Source organism: Methylocaldum marinum (genome assembly GCF_003584645.1).
GTDB lineage: Bacteria > Pseudomonadota > Gammaproteobacteria > Methylococcales > Methylococcaceae > Methylocaldum > Methylocaldum marinum.
The window spans coordinates 2,957,250-2,972,461 of the sequence record NZ_AP017928.1 but is presented as its reverse complement, the minus strand read 5'-3'; the positions used below and the strand labels follow the sequence as shown (position 1 = coordinate 2,972,461).

16 protein-coding genes are annotated in these 15,212 nt (G+C 54.0%); 8 read left to right on the top strand and 8 right to left on the bottom strand.

The features are described from left to right. The first annotated feature begins 2 nt into the window (after positions 1-2). The 3 genes from sS8_RS13040 to folP all read left to right on the top strand — a co-directional run bounded on the left by sS8_RS13040 (position 3) and on the right by folP (position 2,399). Complete coding sequence (locus sS8_RS13040) at positions 3-998, top strand: DNA-directed RNA polymerase subunit alpha (RefSeq protein WP_119630012.1); 996 nt, start codon at positions 3-5, stop codon at positions 996-998. A 19-nt stretch (positions 999-1,017) separates the two neighbouring features. Continuing rightward, on the top strand, positions 1,018-1,383 hold the full coding sequence (gene rplQ, locus sS8_RS13035; RefSeq protein WP_119630011.1) for a 50S ribosomal protein L17: 366 nt from the start codon (positions 1,018-1,020) through the stop codon (positions 1,381-1,383). A 227-nt stretch (positions 1,384-1,610) separates the two neighbouring features. Next, the gene (gene folP / locus sS8_RS13030) at positions 1,611-2,399 is read left to right on the top strand and encodes a dihydropteroate synthase (protein WP_232020629.1); all 789 of its coding nucleotides are present in this window, start codon (positions 1,611-1,613) and stop codon (positions 2,397-2,399) included. A 100-nt stretch (positions 2,400-2,499) separates the two neighbouring features. On the opposite strand, the gene panD is transcribed toward folP, so the two are convergent. Then, positions 2,500-2,880: an aspartate 1-decarboxylase gene (gene panD, locus sS8_RS13025; protein ID WP_119630009.1), complete on the bottom strand. Its 381-nt coding sequence runs from the start codon at positions 2,878-2,880 to the stop codon at positions 2,500-2,502. 401 nt (positions 2,881-3,281) lie between these two features. On the opposite strand from panD, the gene tatA reads away from it, so the two are divergent. The 4 genes from tatA to sS8_RS13005 are packed head-to-tail and all read left to right on the top strand — an operon-like array spanning position 3,282 to position 5,359. Next, the gene (tatA, locus tag sS8_RS13020; protein WP_119630008.1) at positions 3,282-3,482 is read left to right on the top strand and encodes a twin-arginine translocase TatA/TatE family subunit; all 201 of its coding nucleotides are present in this window, start codon (positions 3,282-3,284) and stop codon (positions 3,480-3,482) included. 16 nt (positions 3,483-3,498) lie between these two features. After that, the gene (gene tatB / locus sS8_RS13015; protein ID WP_119630007.1) at positions 3,499-3,858 is read left to right on the top strand and encodes a Sec-independent protein translocase protein TatB; all 360 of its coding nucleotides are present in this window, start codon (positions 3,499-3,501) and stop codon (positions 3,856-3,858) included. Next, on the top strand, positions 3,812-4,594 hold the full coding sequence (gene tatC / locus sS8_RS13010) for a twin-arginine translocase subunit TatC (RefSeq protein ID WP_232020628.1): 783 nt from the start codon (positions 3,812-3,814) through the stop codon (positions 4,592-4,594). The genes tatB and tatC overlap by 47 nt, the downstream gene beginning before the upstream one ends. A 27-nt stretch (positions 4,595-4,621) precedes the next feature. Further along, a complete protein-coding gene (locus sS8_RS13005) occupies positions 4,622-5,359 on the top strand; it encodes an SAM hydrolase/SAM-dependent halogenase family protein (protein ID WP_232020627.1) in 738 nt (245 codons plus the stop codon). Between the two features lie 18 nt (positions 5,360-5,377). Here the strand turns inward: sS8_RS13005 and sS8_RS13000 are convergent, their stop codons facing one another. From sS8_RS13000 to sS8_RS12990, 3 genes are all read right to left on the bottom strand, one after another. Further along, positions 5,378-6,217: an alpha/beta hydrolase gene (locus tag sS8_RS13000; RefSeq protein ID WP_170161071.1), complete on the bottom strand. Its 840-nt coding sequence runs from the start codon at positions 6,215-6,217 to the stop codon at positions 5,378-5,380. 56 nt (positions 6,218-6,273) lie between these two features. After that, positions 6,274-8,052, bottom strand: a complete 1,779-nt coding sequence (locus sS8_RS12995) for an Lnb N-terminal periplasmic domain-containing protein (protein ID WP_119630004.1) — start codon at positions 8,050-8,052, stop codon at positions 6,274-6,276. Positions 8,053-8,213: 161 nt separating this feature from the next. Further along, entirely contained in the window at positions 8,214-8,726 is a 513-nt protein-coding gene (locus sS8_RS12990; protein ID WP_119630003.1) for a DUF3015 domain-containing protein, read from the bottom strand. Positions 8,727-9,128: 402 nt separating this feature from the next. On the opposite strand from sS8_RS12990, the gene sS8_RS12985 reads away from it, so the two are divergent. Further along, positions 9,129-10,451 carry an AMP-binding protein gene (locus tag sS8_RS12985; protein ID WP_145986525.1) on the top strand — a complete coding sequence of 441 codons (1,323 nt, stop codon included), beginning with the start codon at positions 9,129-9,131 and terminating at the stop codon, positions 10,449-10,451. Between the two features lie 104 nt (positions 10,452-10,555). Here the strand turns inward: sS8_RS12985 and sS8_RS12980 are convergent, their stop codons facing one another. The 4 genes from sS8_RS12980 to sS8_RS12965 all read right to left on the bottom strand — a co-directional run bounded on the left by sS8_RS12980 (position 10,556) and on the right by sS8_RS12965 (position 15,043). Continuing rightward, entirely contained in the window at positions 10,556-10,960 is a 405-nt protein-coding gene (locus sS8_RS12980; protein ID WP_119630001.1) for a hypothetical protein, read from the bottom strand. A 61-nt stretch (positions 10,961-11,021) separates the two neighbouring features. Beyond that, positions 11,022-11,837, bottom strand: coding sequence for a 2,3,4,5-tetrahydropyridine-2,6-dicarboxylate N-succinyltransferase (dapD, locus tag sS8_RS12975; protein WP_119630000.1), 816 nt, complete (start codon positions 11,835-11,837; stop codon positions 11,022-11,024). A 17-nt stretch (positions 11,838-11,854) separates the two neighbouring features. Further along, complete coding sequence (gene dapC / locus sS8_RS12970) at positions 11,855-13,051, bottom strand: succinyldiaminopimelate transaminase (RefSeq protein WP_119629999.1); 1,197 nt, start codon at positions 13,049-13,051, stop codon at positions 11,855-11,857. Between the two features lie 246 nt (positions 13,052-13,297). Then, the gene (locus sS8_RS12965) at positions 13,298-15,043 is read right to left on the bottom strand and encodes a proline--tRNA ligase (RefSeq protein WP_119629998.1); all 1,746 of its coding nucleotides are present in this window, start codon (positions 15,041-15,043) and stop codon (positions 13,298-13,300) included. Between the last annotated feature and the right edge of the window lie 169 nt (positions 15,044-15,212).

Sequence of the window (15,212 nt, the reverse complement as noted above, 5' to 3'; positions counted from 1 at the left end):
CGATGCAAACCTACTTGGCAAATCTTATCAAACCGCGCTTGGTGGACGTTAGTCCTATAGATCTGAACAGTGCGCGCATTGTAATCGAACCTTTGGAAAGGGGGTTCGGTCATACCCTCGGAAACGCTCTCAGGAGAGTTTTGCTTTCCTCGATACCAGGTTGCGCAGTCACTGAAGTGACCATCGAAGGGGTTCTACATGAGTATTCCACCCTCGATGGTGTTCAGGAGGACGTGATAGACATTCTTTTGAACTTAAAGAATCTAGCGATCCGCCTTTCGAGTGGGCATGAAGCCCTCCTTAGGATTAACAAATCTGGCCCTGGTAAAGTAACAGGCGCGGATATCGAACTTACGCACGACGCTGAGATCGTGAATCCAGAGCTCGAAATTGCTAATCTGACCCACGCCGGGAAGCTAAGCATGACACTTAAGGTGGAAAAGGGGCGAGGATACCAGCCGGTTGGGTCGAGAATCGGTGGGCAGACCGAGTCTGCGGTCGGAGTGTTGAATATTGATGCCTCCTTTAGCCCAATACGGCGGGTTTCGTATCTGGTAGAGAATGCGCGTGTTGAGCAGAGAACGGATCTTGATAAGCTTGTTTTGGAGCTGGAAACAAACGGCACGGTTGATCCGGAAGAGGCTGTCAGACAGGCAGCGTCAATTCTGAACGAGCATTTGTCGGTATTTGTTGCGCTCAAGAGCGAGGAAACGCCGCGAATTGCCGAAGAACGGCCTCAATTTGATCCGCTACTTCTCCGTTCTGTTGATGACCTTGAATTGACCGTCAGGTCGGCGAATTGCTTAAAGGCAGAGAATATTTTTTACATCGGTGATCTCATTCAAAGAACTGAAGTGGATTTGCTCAAGACCCCAAATTTGGGGAAAAAATCGCTTACGGAAATTAAGGATGTTTTAGCAACGAAGGGTCTGTCGCTAGGAATGAGACTGGAGAATTGGCCTCCAGAAGGACTCAAACGTGAGCAACAGGACTCTTAAAATCGTGCGGGTATAACAAATGCGGCATCGTAATTCGGGTAGAAAATTTAATATTACCGGCAGTCATAAGACCGCGCTCTTTCGGAACTTGACTGCGTCGTTGATTCATCACGAAGTTATTCAGACGACCTTACCAAAGGCCAAAGAGATAAGGCGCATCGCAGAGCCTCTCATAACTTTGTCAAAAGAAAACAGCGTCGCGGCGCGCCGGATTGCGTTTTCGCGGATTCGAGATCGGAAAGCGGTAGTGAAGCTTTTTGACGAGTTGGGGCCCCGTTTTAAGGATCGCCCCGGAGGCTACCTTAGAATTCTGAAATGCGGCTTTCGTAAGGGGGATGCGACGCCTTTGGCTTACGTGGAACTTGTCGATCGGTCGGTCACTTAGGGGTCCGGTCTGAAACGGTGGAAATCCGGTTACGTATTCATCCATTTGGTTCTGGCCCGCACTGAAGCGGGCCTGCTTTTTTGCGAATTCCTGCAGCGTTCTTCGTGAAACGTTGGGTGTAGTCCGAGACGAGCGGATCTGGTCGGTAAGAGCAGCTCTTCTCAGTTGGAAGCACCTTTTTCCACTATTTGCTTGACTAGTCTAGCATGCGACAGGGCCCCTTGATAATGGGCATTTTAAACGTCACTCCGGACAGTTTTTCGGACGGCGGGCGGTACTGTTTTCCACAAGAAGCGATTTTGCACGCTCAAGGAATGGTATCGGACGGCGCGGATATTATCGATATTGGTGGTGAGTCAACTCGCCCGGGCGCGGATCCGGTAGATGAGGAGCTCCAAACAGCGCGTGTCCTTCCAATCATTCGGCATTTGAGGCAACATCTTCCACAGGATGTGCTTTTAAGTATCGATACGACGCGGAGCCGGGTTGCAGAGGAGGCGATAGCGGCCGGTGTAAACATGGTGAACGACGTTTCAGCAGGGAGAGACGATCCTCGAATGTTTACTGTTGCAGCTAAGGCTGATGTTCCGCTGGTGCTTATGCACATGCAAGGGCGCCCAAAAGATATGCAAAACAATCCGACATATGGGGATGTAGTCGAGGAGGTGCTTGCATTCTTGATTGAGCGCACGGCGGCAGCTAAGTTTGAGGGCGTTGCGGCTAAGAACCTGATCATCGATCCGGGTATCGGATTCGGCAAGCGCAAAGATGATAATTTGAGATTGATTCACAGCTTACCCAGGTTTGTGGCAACGGGGTACAAGGTTTTATTGGGTGCAAGCCGAAAACGCTTTATGGGAGCGATCTGTGGCGAAACTTGTCCAACGGAATTGTTGGGGGCAACGATAGCTACAACTGTACTTGGGGTGTCGGCAGGTGTGAAAATGTTTAGGGTGCATGACGTGAAGCCTAACCGGCAAGCGGCCGATGTTACCGCTGCGGTTTTGCGGATCTGATGTGGTGCTTTGCGTGACGCTATTGGCGAGCCGCGGCTAGGATTTACGCGGCAATTTAGCAACTGGCAGTCGACAGAATAGGCAGGTAGATGCAGCTTGTTTAGGCTGCTTGTACTGGAACTGCATGCCCCGTGCGGATAATTTGGTTATGCTCGCCGAGATAAAGCAGCGTGGGTTTATAGCCAATGAGTTCATTCTGATTCAAGCCTATATAGGCACAGATAATCACTATATCGCCGGGAGAGGCGAGCCGAGCAGCCGCGCCGTTCACCGAGATGACGCCGGAACCTTCTTGGGCGCGAATAGCGTATGTTGTGAATCGTTGGCCGTTATTGACGTTATAGATGTGGATCTGTTCGTACTCTCTGATCCCCGAGCGCTCAAGTAGCAAACCATCAATGGCACAAGAGCCCTCGTACTCAAGTTCCGAGTGTGTCACCCTAGCCCTGTGTAATTTTGCTTTAAGCATCGTCGTTTGCATATTGTAAACCTGTGGGTAGGTTCGTTCGAGTCGGGAATTATCCGGAAAAACCAAAGGAGTCGCAACCCGGCGTGGAGGTGTTAAGCGCCGCCCGTGGAGGCAGATCGCGTGATCGCGCCAAGTACAAGGCGGGGAAGTGCTGCGATGTCGGTTTCAGGTGTCGCAATTTGATTACCTGCTACGGTTTAACTTATTGGCTTTAATCTTGTCTGAGATTTAGACTGACCAATTCGGATTAAATTGGGTGAAAATTCTTTTTAGAATATGGAAATGATCACGGCCCACGAAACGTGGTACGTCGTACGAGGCGTCAACTACGGGGAAGACACCAGGTTATTTTTGCGACACGAATCGGCTAGTATATTTCGGGCGTATGTCCGATTGCACTTTGGAGAACGTAGATGGGTATAGGTGTTTGGGAGCTATTGCTCCTATTTCTGATCGTGCTGTTGCTGTTCGGTACGAAACGGCTACGCAACATCGGAGGCGATTTGGGCTCGGCAATCAAAAGTTTTCGCAGTGCCATGAGTGACGGCGAGGACGATAAGACCGGGCGGACGATCGACGGGGAAGCTGTCCACGAGAGCAAAGACAAGACCTGACAACAGTCGAAAACGCATGTTCGATATCGGCTTTTGGGAATTGGTTTTAGTAGGTGTGGTGTCGCTTCTGGTATTCGGTCCAGAACGCTTGCCCAAAGTGGCGAGAGAAGTGGCGCTTTGGATAAGAAAGGCGCGTGCCATGGCTGCGTCGGTCAGGCAGGAAATTGACCATGAGCTGCAACTGCAAGAACTACGTCAATCCTTAATGGAAGAAAAGAGGAAGGTAGAGTTGCTGTCCACCACCGATCGCCTCGATAAGGAGGAGGGACGTGCCTCCAACTCCGCGTCATACGAAGCGGACCGAGACGATATCCTGTCTGAGGAGAAAGATGGTGAATCGGAAAAAGCAGAACCGGGGACAGATGGAAGATACTGAGCAAACGTTTATTTCACATCTGGTGGAATTACGGGACAGACTTCTGCGATGCATACTCGTGGTTTTATTTGTCTTTATGGGCATGGCTTATTTTGCTAACGAGATTTATGCTTATTTCGCCGGGCCACTCATGAGGCACTTGCCGCCAGGATCCCAGATGATCGCGATCGATGTCGCGTCGCCATTTCTGACTCCGTTTAAGCTTACGCTGGTGGCCGCGGTTTTCTTGTCGATGCCGTATATTCTCTACCAGGCTTGGGCCTTTATCGCTCCGGGCTTGTATGAACATGAGCGCAGGCTGGTACTGCCGCTTCTCTTTGCAAGCACAGTACTGTTTTATGGCGGTATGGCGTTTGCCTATTACGTGGTCTTCCCCCTCATTTTTGGCTTCCTGACCGCAACGGCGCCGGTTGGTGTGGCGGTAATGACCGATATTACCCATTATCTCGATTTCGTATTGACATTGTTTTTTGCTTTCGGAGTCTCGTTTCAGGTTCCGATCGCAACCATCATTCTAATTTGGAGCGGAATTTCGACACGAGAGAGCCTGTCGGAAAAACGACCTTACATCATCGTCGGCGCGTTTGTCGTCGGCATGGTACTGTCTCCGCCGGAGGTGGTTTCTCAATGTCTGCTGGCAGTGCCGATCTGGCTACTGTTCGAGTTAGGGCTGGTTTTTTCGCGATTGTTTCGTCCTAGGCATTCAGAACAGATTCCGGACTTTCAAGACGAGTAGGCGTAACTCGTTGCTGGAACTCTATCAGTGACGGCGGGATTGATTTTTCTGTTTACCGATTTCGGGGCCGAGGGGCCATATCTAGGGCAAATGGAAGCGGTTCTGAGAATGCTGGCGCCGGGCGTCGGTTGCGTGAATCTCGTAAGCAATGCGCCAGTGGGTGAACCCCGCCGGAGTTCATATCTGTTGGCAGCCCTCAGCAAAGTGCTTCCCGTTGGTAGCGTGTTCCTCGCCGTTGTCGATCCCGGGGTCGGTGGTGAACGCTTGCCGGTTGTGGTCGAAGCAAACGGCCAATGGTTTGTGGGGCCGGATAATGGTCTCTTCAACACAGTGGCAGTGCACTCGGCCGATTCGGAATGGCGGGTCATAGACTGGCGCCCGGCGAAGCTTTCGTCCAGTTTTCATGGCCGCGATGTGTTTGCTCCTATTGCCGCACGCATCGCCGGTCGCGATTTCGATTGGGCTAACCACAGTTACTGTAAGTCTGAATTGGCGGCATGGCCGCCCGATCTTGCCGAAATAATCTATTTCGATCACTACGGCAATGCTATGACCGGAATGCGATACAGCCCTGAGTTTGACCGAAAGACGCTTTGTATGAACGGCAGGACGGTTACGCAGGGAAATTCCTTCTGTTCAGTACCGGTCGGCGAAGTCTTTTGGTATCAGAATTCGATGGGACTGATCGAAATCGCAGTCAACCGGGGACGCGCCGACCGCGAACTCGAGTTGAAGCTTGGGATGCCCCTCTCGTTCAACCCGTGAGGTCGTCGGCTTGAGGATTTAACGCACATGCGCCTCGAGAAAGAAAAGCAGGCGCTGACGGTTTTGCTCCTGCCCGAAGGTGGCTATGTGCGGGCCTTGAGTGATCCAGAGTGCTTTGGGCGCTCCGGCCGCTTCGAAGAGTTTGATGCTGTGAGACGCTGGTACGATATCATCCGTTTCGCTGCAGATGATGACCAATGATACCGGCGATATATCCGCAATATTTCTGATTGGGCTGTATTCATCTGGCATCAGCCTGGACAGCGGATACTGAAACAACCATGTAAGCGGGATTTGGGCCAGTTTTTCACGAGTGATGTCGCTATAGCTGGCGAAAGGCGCATCCAGAACAATTCCGGAAAGTTGCCTGCGGACAGCCGGATTTGCGCCCGCGAAATAAGCGGCTAAGTTCGCTCCGAGGCTTTGACCTAGGAGGAACACCGGCCTTGTTGATACGCGAGAATCGGTGACGAGCCAATTGAAGCCGGCAGCCACATCGGTTAATACCTCCGGCAGACCCGGTGAGCCTTCTGACAAACCATATCCACGATAGTCGAGAAGGAAGACCTGATATCCAATTTCCGTAAGCCAGGCGACGCTGAATATGTGCGTACTGATGTTCTGGGCATTGCCATGGAGAAAGAATATCGTTCCCCGCGGTTGGCCCTGAGCCGACAAAAACCAGCCGTGTAGTTTGATGTCGTCTGGAGTGGACAGGTTCACATCTTCGTAGTTCAGTCCTAGGGCATCGGGAGTAAGGCGGATCGTTCGATCAGGGTAAAAAAGAAGACTGGCGCATCCATAAAAACCAAGGACAAATGGAATGATCAAAAGCTTTTGGATTAAGTGGCGGCGCACGTCAATTCTTCGTGACGAACGGAGATAAGAGCGAAGGAATTGTCTCTTCCGATCTTTCAAAAATAGCGGCGAACCGATAAAAGAAATTCACTCGCATAGCTGTTCTCTCCACGTTCCCGCCCCAGCCTCAGATTGAGGGCATAATCCCGGCCCAGATTTACGGTGTGGTCCAAGCGTATGCCCCCGGCGCAATAGTCCTCGTTTACGATGAAGCAGTCGATTCGGAAGTCCAAAAGCCCTTGTCCGCCCAAGCCCCGATATAGAAAGCCGATCCGAGGGCCGAACCCGATATCGGCACCGGATGGAATTGCTGCGCCGGTTTCGAGTGTGGCGTCCATTAGGCCGAAGATCATTCCGCTGCCGACGCCATAACTCAAGCCTATGCCTCCGTCCAAATAACCGACCATCGGTCGGCTGGATTCAAGTAGTTTTCGCCGGGCACCTAATCCGATTGTCCAAGACAGGGGGTTGATAAATCCCGTACGCGGCGTTAACGAGGCGATATCGATGACATCGACGGCTTCGACCTGAAATCTGTTGTTTTCATAGTACCGGAATCTGGCATCGAGGAACTTGATTTGTGCTCCCAGGCGGTAGCCGGGTGCGGGATCGGTCAAATCGTGGTAGGCGGAGCGCAGTCGTAATGAGCCGAACGCCGTGTGGTCCAAAAAACCGAACCCGAGGTCCGCACGCCAGGGTTTGTGCCCCTCATCATCCCGTGCCGCGGGACGTTGCGGAAGCTTCAACGGCGATGGTGAGTCTATCCGGCTTCGCGCCAGAAGGAGTTTATAACTCAGGTCGGCAACACTGTCCCGGGGCAACTTGTCGGCCAAAGTTCGATAGCGTAACCATTCGTACGCCACTTCGAGAGTTTTGGTTCGCTCGGTGGCTGCTAGCGACTCAATCTCATCGCTGTCAAGGGGGATTTCTCCATTGGCCAGCTGCCGGGCGATACGGCGCTGGCCCATCGTGAGCTGGCGTGTATGCGCGTTCAATACGGTGGCCGCGGAAGCACGGTAATTGACGGATTTGACCAAGCCGGCATCAACGATGGCACGTACGGTATCAGAGGGAATCGAGCGATAGGGAAATTTCTCTCGAAGGCCGAGGCCGGGACGAACGGCATCCAGCAGGCTTAAGACGCGGTATGAGCAGTTTTCTCCAATAAAGAAATAGTCGAAACGAACAGGCTGAATTTCCCACACATGCCGAATCAGTTGTACGGTTTCGCCGGGAGAGAGGTCTAAGGTATATTCCCAGATATCGCGATTTTCGAAATCGCTGTACTCTTGAACTTTTTCATAAAACGGCTGTACCGATATCACGCCTGGATAACCTCCGAACAGGCCTCGATAGGCGTAGAACAGTTCGTTGTCCGCCATATTCACGTCCGCAGCGTAATTGATCGTATAGGCCAACAGGTGCGCATCGTCGCTCTGATTCTTGCGGTCCAGGCGGAGGAAAGTGTGGCCGAACATCGATGACGGACTGTTCAGATATGATGCGGGGAAAATGAGGCTAACCGAATGAGCGTTCAAAGTTTGGGCCCATTCCGAAAATGCCTTGCAGTGCTGATCCGAGAGGGCCGCCCTACCAAGTTCGAGCCGACTCTTCAGCCAATAATAGCGTGCGGGAAATCGGCACCGGGCATGCTGATCTCCCCCTCCGGGAGCGGAAAAGGCTCTAAGAGTAGCCGACAACTCGGCTTCAGGATCGTGTTTGCCCGTTTTGGCGAGAAAAAAGTCGGGGTCATCCGCATCGCTGACCCAGTTGCCGAACACGGTGCGTCGGTAATGGACAAGAGCTAGCCACTGAGGATCTTCATGGAGCTGCATAGCCTGCGCCCGTAGCAGCCATGTTGTATCATCTCCCGACCCGAAAGCATCGAGAAACGCCGCCTGAAGCGCTAGAACGACAGCTAGGGATAATGCCGATCTCACGGCGGAAAAAGTGCGGAGGCGCTTCGCGTTACACTCAGCGCCTCGCAAGTAGTGGTTCAGCCTGTGTACTTCGACAACGTCGAGTCGGATTTCATTACAACGAGCAAAGCGTCCATCACTTCGTCGCCGGTTACGGATTCTCGAGGAAAAATGACGGCAAAATGTTTTTTCACCACTGCATAAAAGGCAGGACGATCTTCTACTGCGATGCCCATAATTTCGGATAGCCCGGCAAGCGTTTCGCCGCTTCCGCGAGACATGTCCTCAGCCAGTTTAGTCATATTGGCGCCGATGTAAACTCGGCCGCCCCTGTAGCGAATGGTCTGGTCGGCGTTACAGCCGTTGGTGCCGGAAGATAAGCCAAAGGTGTTGTTGCCGAAGCTATTATTGGTGGTAACAGCGAGTACATGGGCTCCGACACCGTCGTTGCCGTCGAACAGCAGTGCCCCCCACCCGCAACCACTTGCTCCGTCTCCCACGGACCCGGGGCCGTGGGTGTGGTTGGTCGAGTGAGCGAGGATAGGACCGATTAACAACAAACCACCCACTATTATCATTATCTTCTTCATTGGAACTCTCCTTGAGGTTGTTGAACTTAGATCGACATCGGACCGCGCGAAATCGAAGCGCCATACCCTTAATACCAGATTATGCCGAAGCTTGTAAATTTATCCGTCGAGTTAAGACGACTTTGGAGGCATTTTTGCCGTATGTCGCTCCCGAACTCGCGTAATGATTTGAGATGTTTCGATCCGGCGAATATCCCGCAACGAAAATCCAAATATCCTGAAGCGAGTGATACGGCAGCCGTACATCCCGCTGCTTTATGTACTCCAGCGCTTCTCGTATAGTTTTTACACAAGGCTTATTCCAAAAACAGCGAAATAACATCCGTGTTAAACAGCCCGTTTACGAAATATCAACACAAAACCGTTTCTGCCGACGCTATACCCCTTAGACCATGCTATCCCTTGATAGATCAACTTGGCGATGATCGCGTAATCGCTATCGATAACGGTCAACCCATTACTTCGGGCGCGTTTTCCAACGAAGTTATAAATCTGGCTGGAAATCTCCCGGATCGCCCCTACATGGTCAATCTATGCGAGAACCGGTACAGGTTTCTCGTGGCTTTTGCGGCAGCCTTGCTCAAAGGGCAAATCAATCTGCTGCCGCCCAGCCGGGCTCCACGGGTCTTGCAGCAGATAAAAGAGAAATATTGTCAGCTTTATTGCCTGGTCGACGGCGTTGAGTCTCCGGGAGGACTCGACATGATTGCGCAATACGATTGTAGCGCTCGATTGGCATCCCCTCAGGATACCCGCATCTTGGAAGTTCCCGGAGATCGGGTCGCCGCGATCGCATTCACGTCCGGCAGCACGGGCCAGCCGCAAGCCCATATCAAGACGTGGCGAACCTTGTGGGAAAGCATACAGCTCATTGCCGCCAGCCTGGGTTTGGAGCGGAAAAAGTCGGCTACCGTGGTTGCTACGGTCCCGCCTCAACACATGTACGGTTTGGAAGCCAGTATACTATTGCCACTTTGTTTCGGCGGGGTGACGGTCTGTTCCGGAAAGCCCTTTTTTCCGGCCGATATCCATGCGGCTCTCGAATGTTGCCCGAAACCACGGATCCTCGTGACGACGCCGCTCCACATTCGGGCTCTTGTCAAAGCCGGGGCGGCGTTGCCGGAGATCGAATTCATCTTATCCGCCACATCGCCCCTTTCTCGGGATTTGGCCGTCAAGGCGGAAATCTTGTTTCGTACCCGAGTGCTCGAAATTTACGGCTGTACCGAGGCTGGATCCATCGCCTCTCGCCGTACGTGCCGAGAAGATATGTGGCAGGCGTTCGAAGGTGTGCGTTTCCACGAAAAGGGCGGGAAATCTTGGGTCGATGCCGCCCATCTTTCCGAGTCCGTTATTTTGAACGATTTGATCGAATGTCGTAGTGCCAGGCGATTCAAGCTGCTGGGACGCAAGGCGGATGTCGTCAACATTGCAGGCAAGCGTACGTCCCTCGATGCACTGAATCACGTGTTGAACGAGATCGAGGGAGTTCGCGACGGGGTCTTTTTTTTGCCGGAAGGTCCGGAAGGCGTTGTGCGACTGATCGTATTCGCCGTGGCGCCGGGCAAGACCAAGGACGATTTGCTGGCGGAATTGCAGACGCGCATAGACCCGGTTTTTCTTCCTCGCCGCATTTATCTGCTGAATAAACTGCCACGCTCGGAGACGGGCAAGCTGCCCAGGCAAACTTTGATGGAGTTGGCGGAGGATTTATCGATGTTGTAATTGAGTTTGTCTCGGTTGCCCGCCAAAAAGGGCTCGTTTTTCTTCTCCGACAAAAAGCCCCGCTCAGCCGGCGGGGCCTTGCATACACCGCACAGTGCTACCGTTCATTTGACTTTTCTGAGTTCCTGCTCTTCGCTGTCGAAATGGCAGATTCCCGCCACGAAATATTTACAATCCGGCGATTGCTCGACTTTGGCGCCGTCGCTGGACAGTACTATCCTCAGTGAGCAATAGCGAGCTTCACCTTCAGCCTGTTTTCTCATGACGATCTCGTTTTCGCTGACAACTTTGGCTTCGCCAGAAATTTCCGCGGAGCATGATCTCCGGCCTTCTTCGGCTGAGCCGGTCGGCTCGAAGTCCACGTCCATACTCACTCTGACATCGTCCCCGAATTTGCGGATTTTGAGATGCTGCACGTGATCGCCTTCGCGACGGATGTAATGGTCCGTGGAGCCGAAAGCGTTTGCCGTGAACAGCAGGGCGAGACTCAAAAACAGGCATTTTTTCATGTTATTACCTCATGGTCAGAATGGCGCCGTCCGCTAGGGATTTGTCCGTCTCAACAATCGATTAATCGCGCAGCAGTTCGTTGATGCCGACCTTGCTGCGGGTTTTTTCGTCCACTTGCTTGATGATGACTGCACAGTAAAGGCTGTGGCTTCCATCCTTGGCGGGGAGGTTTCCGGATACTACCACCGAGCCGGCCGGAACGCGTCCGTAGGTGATTTCACCGGTCATGCGGTTGTAGATCTTGGTGCTCTGGCCAATGTACACACCCATGGAAATCACCGAACCTTCCTCGACGATAACCCCTTCGACGATCTCCGAGCGTGCGCCTATGAAGCAATTGTCCTCGATGATGGTGGGCGCCGCCTGCAAGGGCTCCAGCACGCCGCCGATGCCGACGCCGCCGGACAGGTGCACGTTCTTGCCGATTTGTGCGCAAGAACCCACCGTAGCCCAGGTATCGACCATAGTGCCGGAATCGACATACGCGCCGATGTTGACGAATGACGGCATCAGCACGACGCCGGGGCCGATGTAAGCGCCGCGCCGCACGGTCGCCGGCGGCACCACACGGGCGCCCATGGCAGCGAAGTGTTCCGGCCTCAAGCCGCCGAACTTCGGTTCAACCTTGTCGAAATACTTAGTTTCACCCCCTTCCATGATGCGATTGTCGGCGATTCGGAAAGACAACAGCACGGCTTTTTTGAGCCATTGATTGACGACCCAGTCCCCGTTTTTCTTTTCGGCGACACGGGCGCGACCACTGTCGAGCAGCGCCAAGGCTTCCTGAACGGCATCTCGGATAACCGTACTGGTCGAGGTTGGGGTGAGCTGGGCTCGGTCTTCAAAAGCTTCGTTGATAACGTTTTCTAGAGACATGGCATTACTTTATCGTTTTAGAGAGATTGAATGAACTCGCGCATACGGTGGGCGGCCTCCACGCACTCCTCCAGAGGAGCGACCAAGGCCATCCGAACGTGGTTCCGGCCAGGGTTGAGCCCATGCGCTTCGCGTGACAGAAAACTGCCGGGCAATACGGTCACGTTGTGAAAGGCAAAGAGGTCCCGCGCGAACTGGCGGTCATCAAGAGGCGTTTCCGGCCAGAGATAAAACCCCGCCGGAGGCAGCGACAGGTCGAGCTGGCTTTTCAGGATCTCGTAGACTGCCGAAAATTTCCGCCTATACGCTGCTCTGTTCTCGACGACATGATCTTCGTCTTGCCAGGATTTGACGCTTGCGTGCTGCACTGGCAGCGGAAGCGCGCAGCCGTGGTACGTGCGATAGCGTTGATACTGTTCGAGGACATCGGCATCCCCGGCGACGAAACCGGACCGCAATCCGGGTGCGTTGGAGCGCTTCGAAAGGCTGTGAAACACGACGCAGCGCTTGAAGTCGGTATTGCCCAGGGCGTGTGCGGATTGCAACAAACCCGGCGGTGGGGCCGATTCGTCGATATAAAGTTCCGAATAACATTCGTCCGAGGCAATGATGAAGCCGTAGCGATCCGACAGATTGATGAGCTTTCTGTGGATCTCGGCGGTGATGACCGAACCCGTGGGATTGGCGGGAGAGCAGATATAAATCAGCTGGCAGCGTTTCCACACTTTGTCCGGCACCGATTCGAAATCCGGCAAATACCCCGTCTCTCGGGATGCGTTGAGAAAATAGGGCTCGGCACCGCCGAGCAGGGCTGCCCCTTCGTAGATCTGATAGAAGGGGTTTGGCATTAATACCAGCGGTTGCCGGGAGGCGTCGATGACACATTGGGCGAACGAGAAAAGCGCTTCTCGCGTACCGTTGCAGGGCAACACATGACGTTCAGGATCGACGTTTTCCGAGGGCAGGGCAAAACGACGCGAGAGCCAGTCCGCGATGGCTTGGCGCAGTTCCAAGAGCCCCTTGGTGACGGGATAATTGGTCAGCCCGTGGAGGTGGGCGATCAGACTTTCGGCAAGGAAGTGCGGTGTGGGATGCTTGGGTTCGCCGATCGACAGTGCGATATGAGGCTTGTCGCCAGGTGGAGTAATTCCTCGCTTGAGTTCGAACAGCTTTTCGAACGGGTAAGGCTGTAGTTTTTTCAGATGAGGGTTCATGCGGGACTGTTCGGTTCCAAAGTTCGGCCCCTTGCCGCGGAATGCGAGTTTCTAGGAGCAGGGTGAGCCGTCGAAGTGCAAGGCGCCCGGGCATCGCAGTCCTCGCGCTGCGCATTGGCTCTGACAATACGCGCTTAACAGCGGGGCCATATTATAAGGGCATACGAGGGTGGTTCCAACACGCTCGGGCCGAAGCATAAAGACCGCGGACGGTCCCGTCGTGCCGACTCCGGGCTACGAAATCCGCTAACCGATACCGTTCAGTCGTGAGCGAATGAACGGGACGACTTCTTCCAGCGGAATTTGAATCGCATCGGCATCTTGCCGACCTTTGTATTCCGCCTGATTCGACTCGAGCAGACGCTCGCTGACGACCACGCGATGCGGAATCCCGATCAGTTCCAAGTCGGCGAACATGACGCCCGGACGGGCTTTTCGGTCGTCGAACAAGACCTCGATGCCTTCGTTTCGAAAACTGCGGTAGAGATGCTCGGCAACTTGCTTCAGGCGTTCCGAAGTGTGCATGTTGATCGGTGCCAGGGCCACCTGGTACGGTGCGAGAGCCTGGGGCCAGATGATTCCCCGTTCGTCGTGATTCTGTTCGATGGCGGCAGCAACTACGCGCGACACGCCGATGCCGTAACAGCCCATGACGAGTACCTGGCTTTTCCCTTCTTCATTCAGGACCGTCGCCTGCATGGCTTCACTGTATTTGGAGCCGAGTTGGAAAATATGTCCTACCTCTATGCCCCGGGCGATGCGGAGGCTTCCTTTGCCGTCGGGGCTGGGATCTCCTTCCGTTACCTTGCGGAGGTCGTGTACATGTTTAGGTGCCTGTTGGTCTCGGTCCCAGTTGACTCCGGTCAAATGGAATCCTTTCTCGTTGGCGCCGCAAACGAAATCGCTCATCGGCGGAACGGCGCGATCGGCCACGACATTAACCACGCCTTTCGCCCCGGACATTTGAACAGGGCCGATGTAGCCGGCTCGGCAGCCCATATGCTGTTCGATTTCATCGTCGGTGGCGAGGCGGAATCCGCCGAGTATTTTTCCGGCCTTGACTTCATTGAGCTCATGATCGCCTCGCAGCAGCAACAGGCAAAACTCTTCCCACTCCCGATCAAGGTCGCGTTTCCCGATCATTACGGCGATCGCCTTAACGATGTTCTCAGGCGGAACCTTCAAGAATTCCGCCACTTCGGCGATACTGGTCTTGCCTGGGGTGGCTACCTTTTCCATGGGGCGGCTCGCCGGTTTGCGTGTCTCGAAGGGAGCGACGGCTTCAGCCATCTCGATATTGGCGGCATACTCGCTCCGGTCGGAAAAGGCGATGGCGTCCTCTCCGGAATCCGCCAGCACGTGAAACTCGTGGGACTTGCTTCCGCCGATCGCGCCGGTGTCGGCCAGGACGGCACGGAACCGGAGACCCAGACGTTCGAAAATGCGGGAATAGGTCTCGTACATCCGGTCGTAGGTTTCCTGCAGGGATTCCGCCTCGAGATGGAATGAGTAGGCGTCCTTCATCAGGAACTCGCGAGCGCGCATTACGCCGAACCGCGGCCGGATTTCGTCACGGAATTTGGTTTGAATCTGGTAATAATTGACCGGTAGTTGCTTATAACTCTTGATCTCGCTGCGGACCAGATCGGTGATGATTTCTTCGTGAGTGGGTCCCAGGCAAAAATCGCGCTCGTGGCGGTCTTTGAATCGGCAGAGCTCGGGGCCGAACTCATCCCAGCGGCCCGATTCCTGCCAAAGTTCCCCCGGTTGTACCACCGGCATGAGCACTTCCAGGGCGCCGCTCCGGTCCATTTCCTCGCGGACGATGTTTTCAGCCTTGCGGAGCACGCGCAGCCCCAGCGGTAGCCATGTGTAGAGGCCGGCGGCCAGTTTGCGGATCAGGCCGGCGCGCAGCATCAGCTTATGGCTGACAATTTCGGCATCGGCTGGAATTTCTTTGATGGTATTGAGCGGAAATTGGCTGGTGCGCATGATGAATGGAATGGGTCCCGATAAGAAATACGCCTATTGTATCGTCAGCGAGGACAGACCGGCAGCGGAGAATGCAGCATCGAGCTCGGAACTTTGCCGAGTGATAAAGAAGCATTGGAGAACTTGCTTGTTTTTTCGCGTTTTCGCAAAATCCGGCTCTGGTGCTCCT

What these genes read in the sequence shown, in the direction of transcription:
- sS8_RS13040 (WP_119630012.1), top strand. Translation starts at nt 3, where the DNA reads ATGCAAACCTACTTGGCAAATCTTATCAAACCGCGCTTGGTGGACGTT.
- rplQ (WP_119630011.1), top strand. Translation starts at nt 1,018, where the DNA reads ATGCGGCATCGTAATTCGGGTAGAAAATTTAATATTACCGGCAGTCAT.
- folP (WP_232020629.1), top strand. Translation starts at nt 1,611, where the DNA reads ATGGGCATTTTAAACGTCACTCCGGACAGTTTTTCGGACGGCGGGCGG.
- panD (WP_119630009.1), bottom strand. Translation starts at nt 2,880, where the DNA reads ATGCAAACGACGATGCTTAAAGCAAAATTACACAGGGCTAGGGTGACA.
- tatA (WP_119630008.1), top strand. Translation starts at nt 3,282, where the DNA reads ATGGGTATAGGTGTTTGGGAGCTATTGCTCCTATTTCTGATCGTGCTG.
- tatB (WP_119630007.1), top strand. Translation starts at nt 3,499, where the DNA reads ATGTTCGATATCGGCTTTTGGGAATTGGTTTTAGTAGGTGTGGTGTCG.
- tatC (WP_232020628.1), top strand. Translation starts at nt 3,812, where the DNA reads ATGGTGAATCGGAAAAAGCAGAACCGGGGACAGATGGAAGATACTGAG.
- sS8_RS12995 (WP_119630004.1), bottom strand. Translation starts at nt 8,052, where the DNA reads ATGCAGCTCCATGAAGATCCTCAGTGGCTAGCTCTTGTCCATTACCGA.
- sS8_RS12990 (WP_119630003.1), bottom strand. Translation starts at nt 8,726, where the DNA reads ATGAAGAAGATAATGATAATAGTGGGTGGTTTGTTGTTAATCGGTCCT.
- sS8_RS12980 (WP_119630001.1), bottom strand. Translation starts at nt 10,960, where the DNA reads ATGAAAAAATGCCTGTTTTTGAGTCTCGCCCTGCTGTTCACGGCAAAC.
- dapD (WP_119630000.1), bottom strand. Translation starts at nt 11,837, where the DNA reads ATGTCTCTAGAAAACGTTATCAACGAAGCTTTTGAAGACCGAGCCCAG.
- dapC (WP_119629999.1), bottom strand. Translation starts at nt 13,051, where the DNA reads ATGAACCCTCATCTGAAAAAACTACAGCCTTACCCGTTCGAAAAGCTG.
- sS8_RS12965 (WP_119629998.1), bottom strand. Translation starts at nt 15,043, where the DNA reads ATGCGCACCAGCCAATTTCCGCTCAATACCATCAAAGAAATTCCAGCC.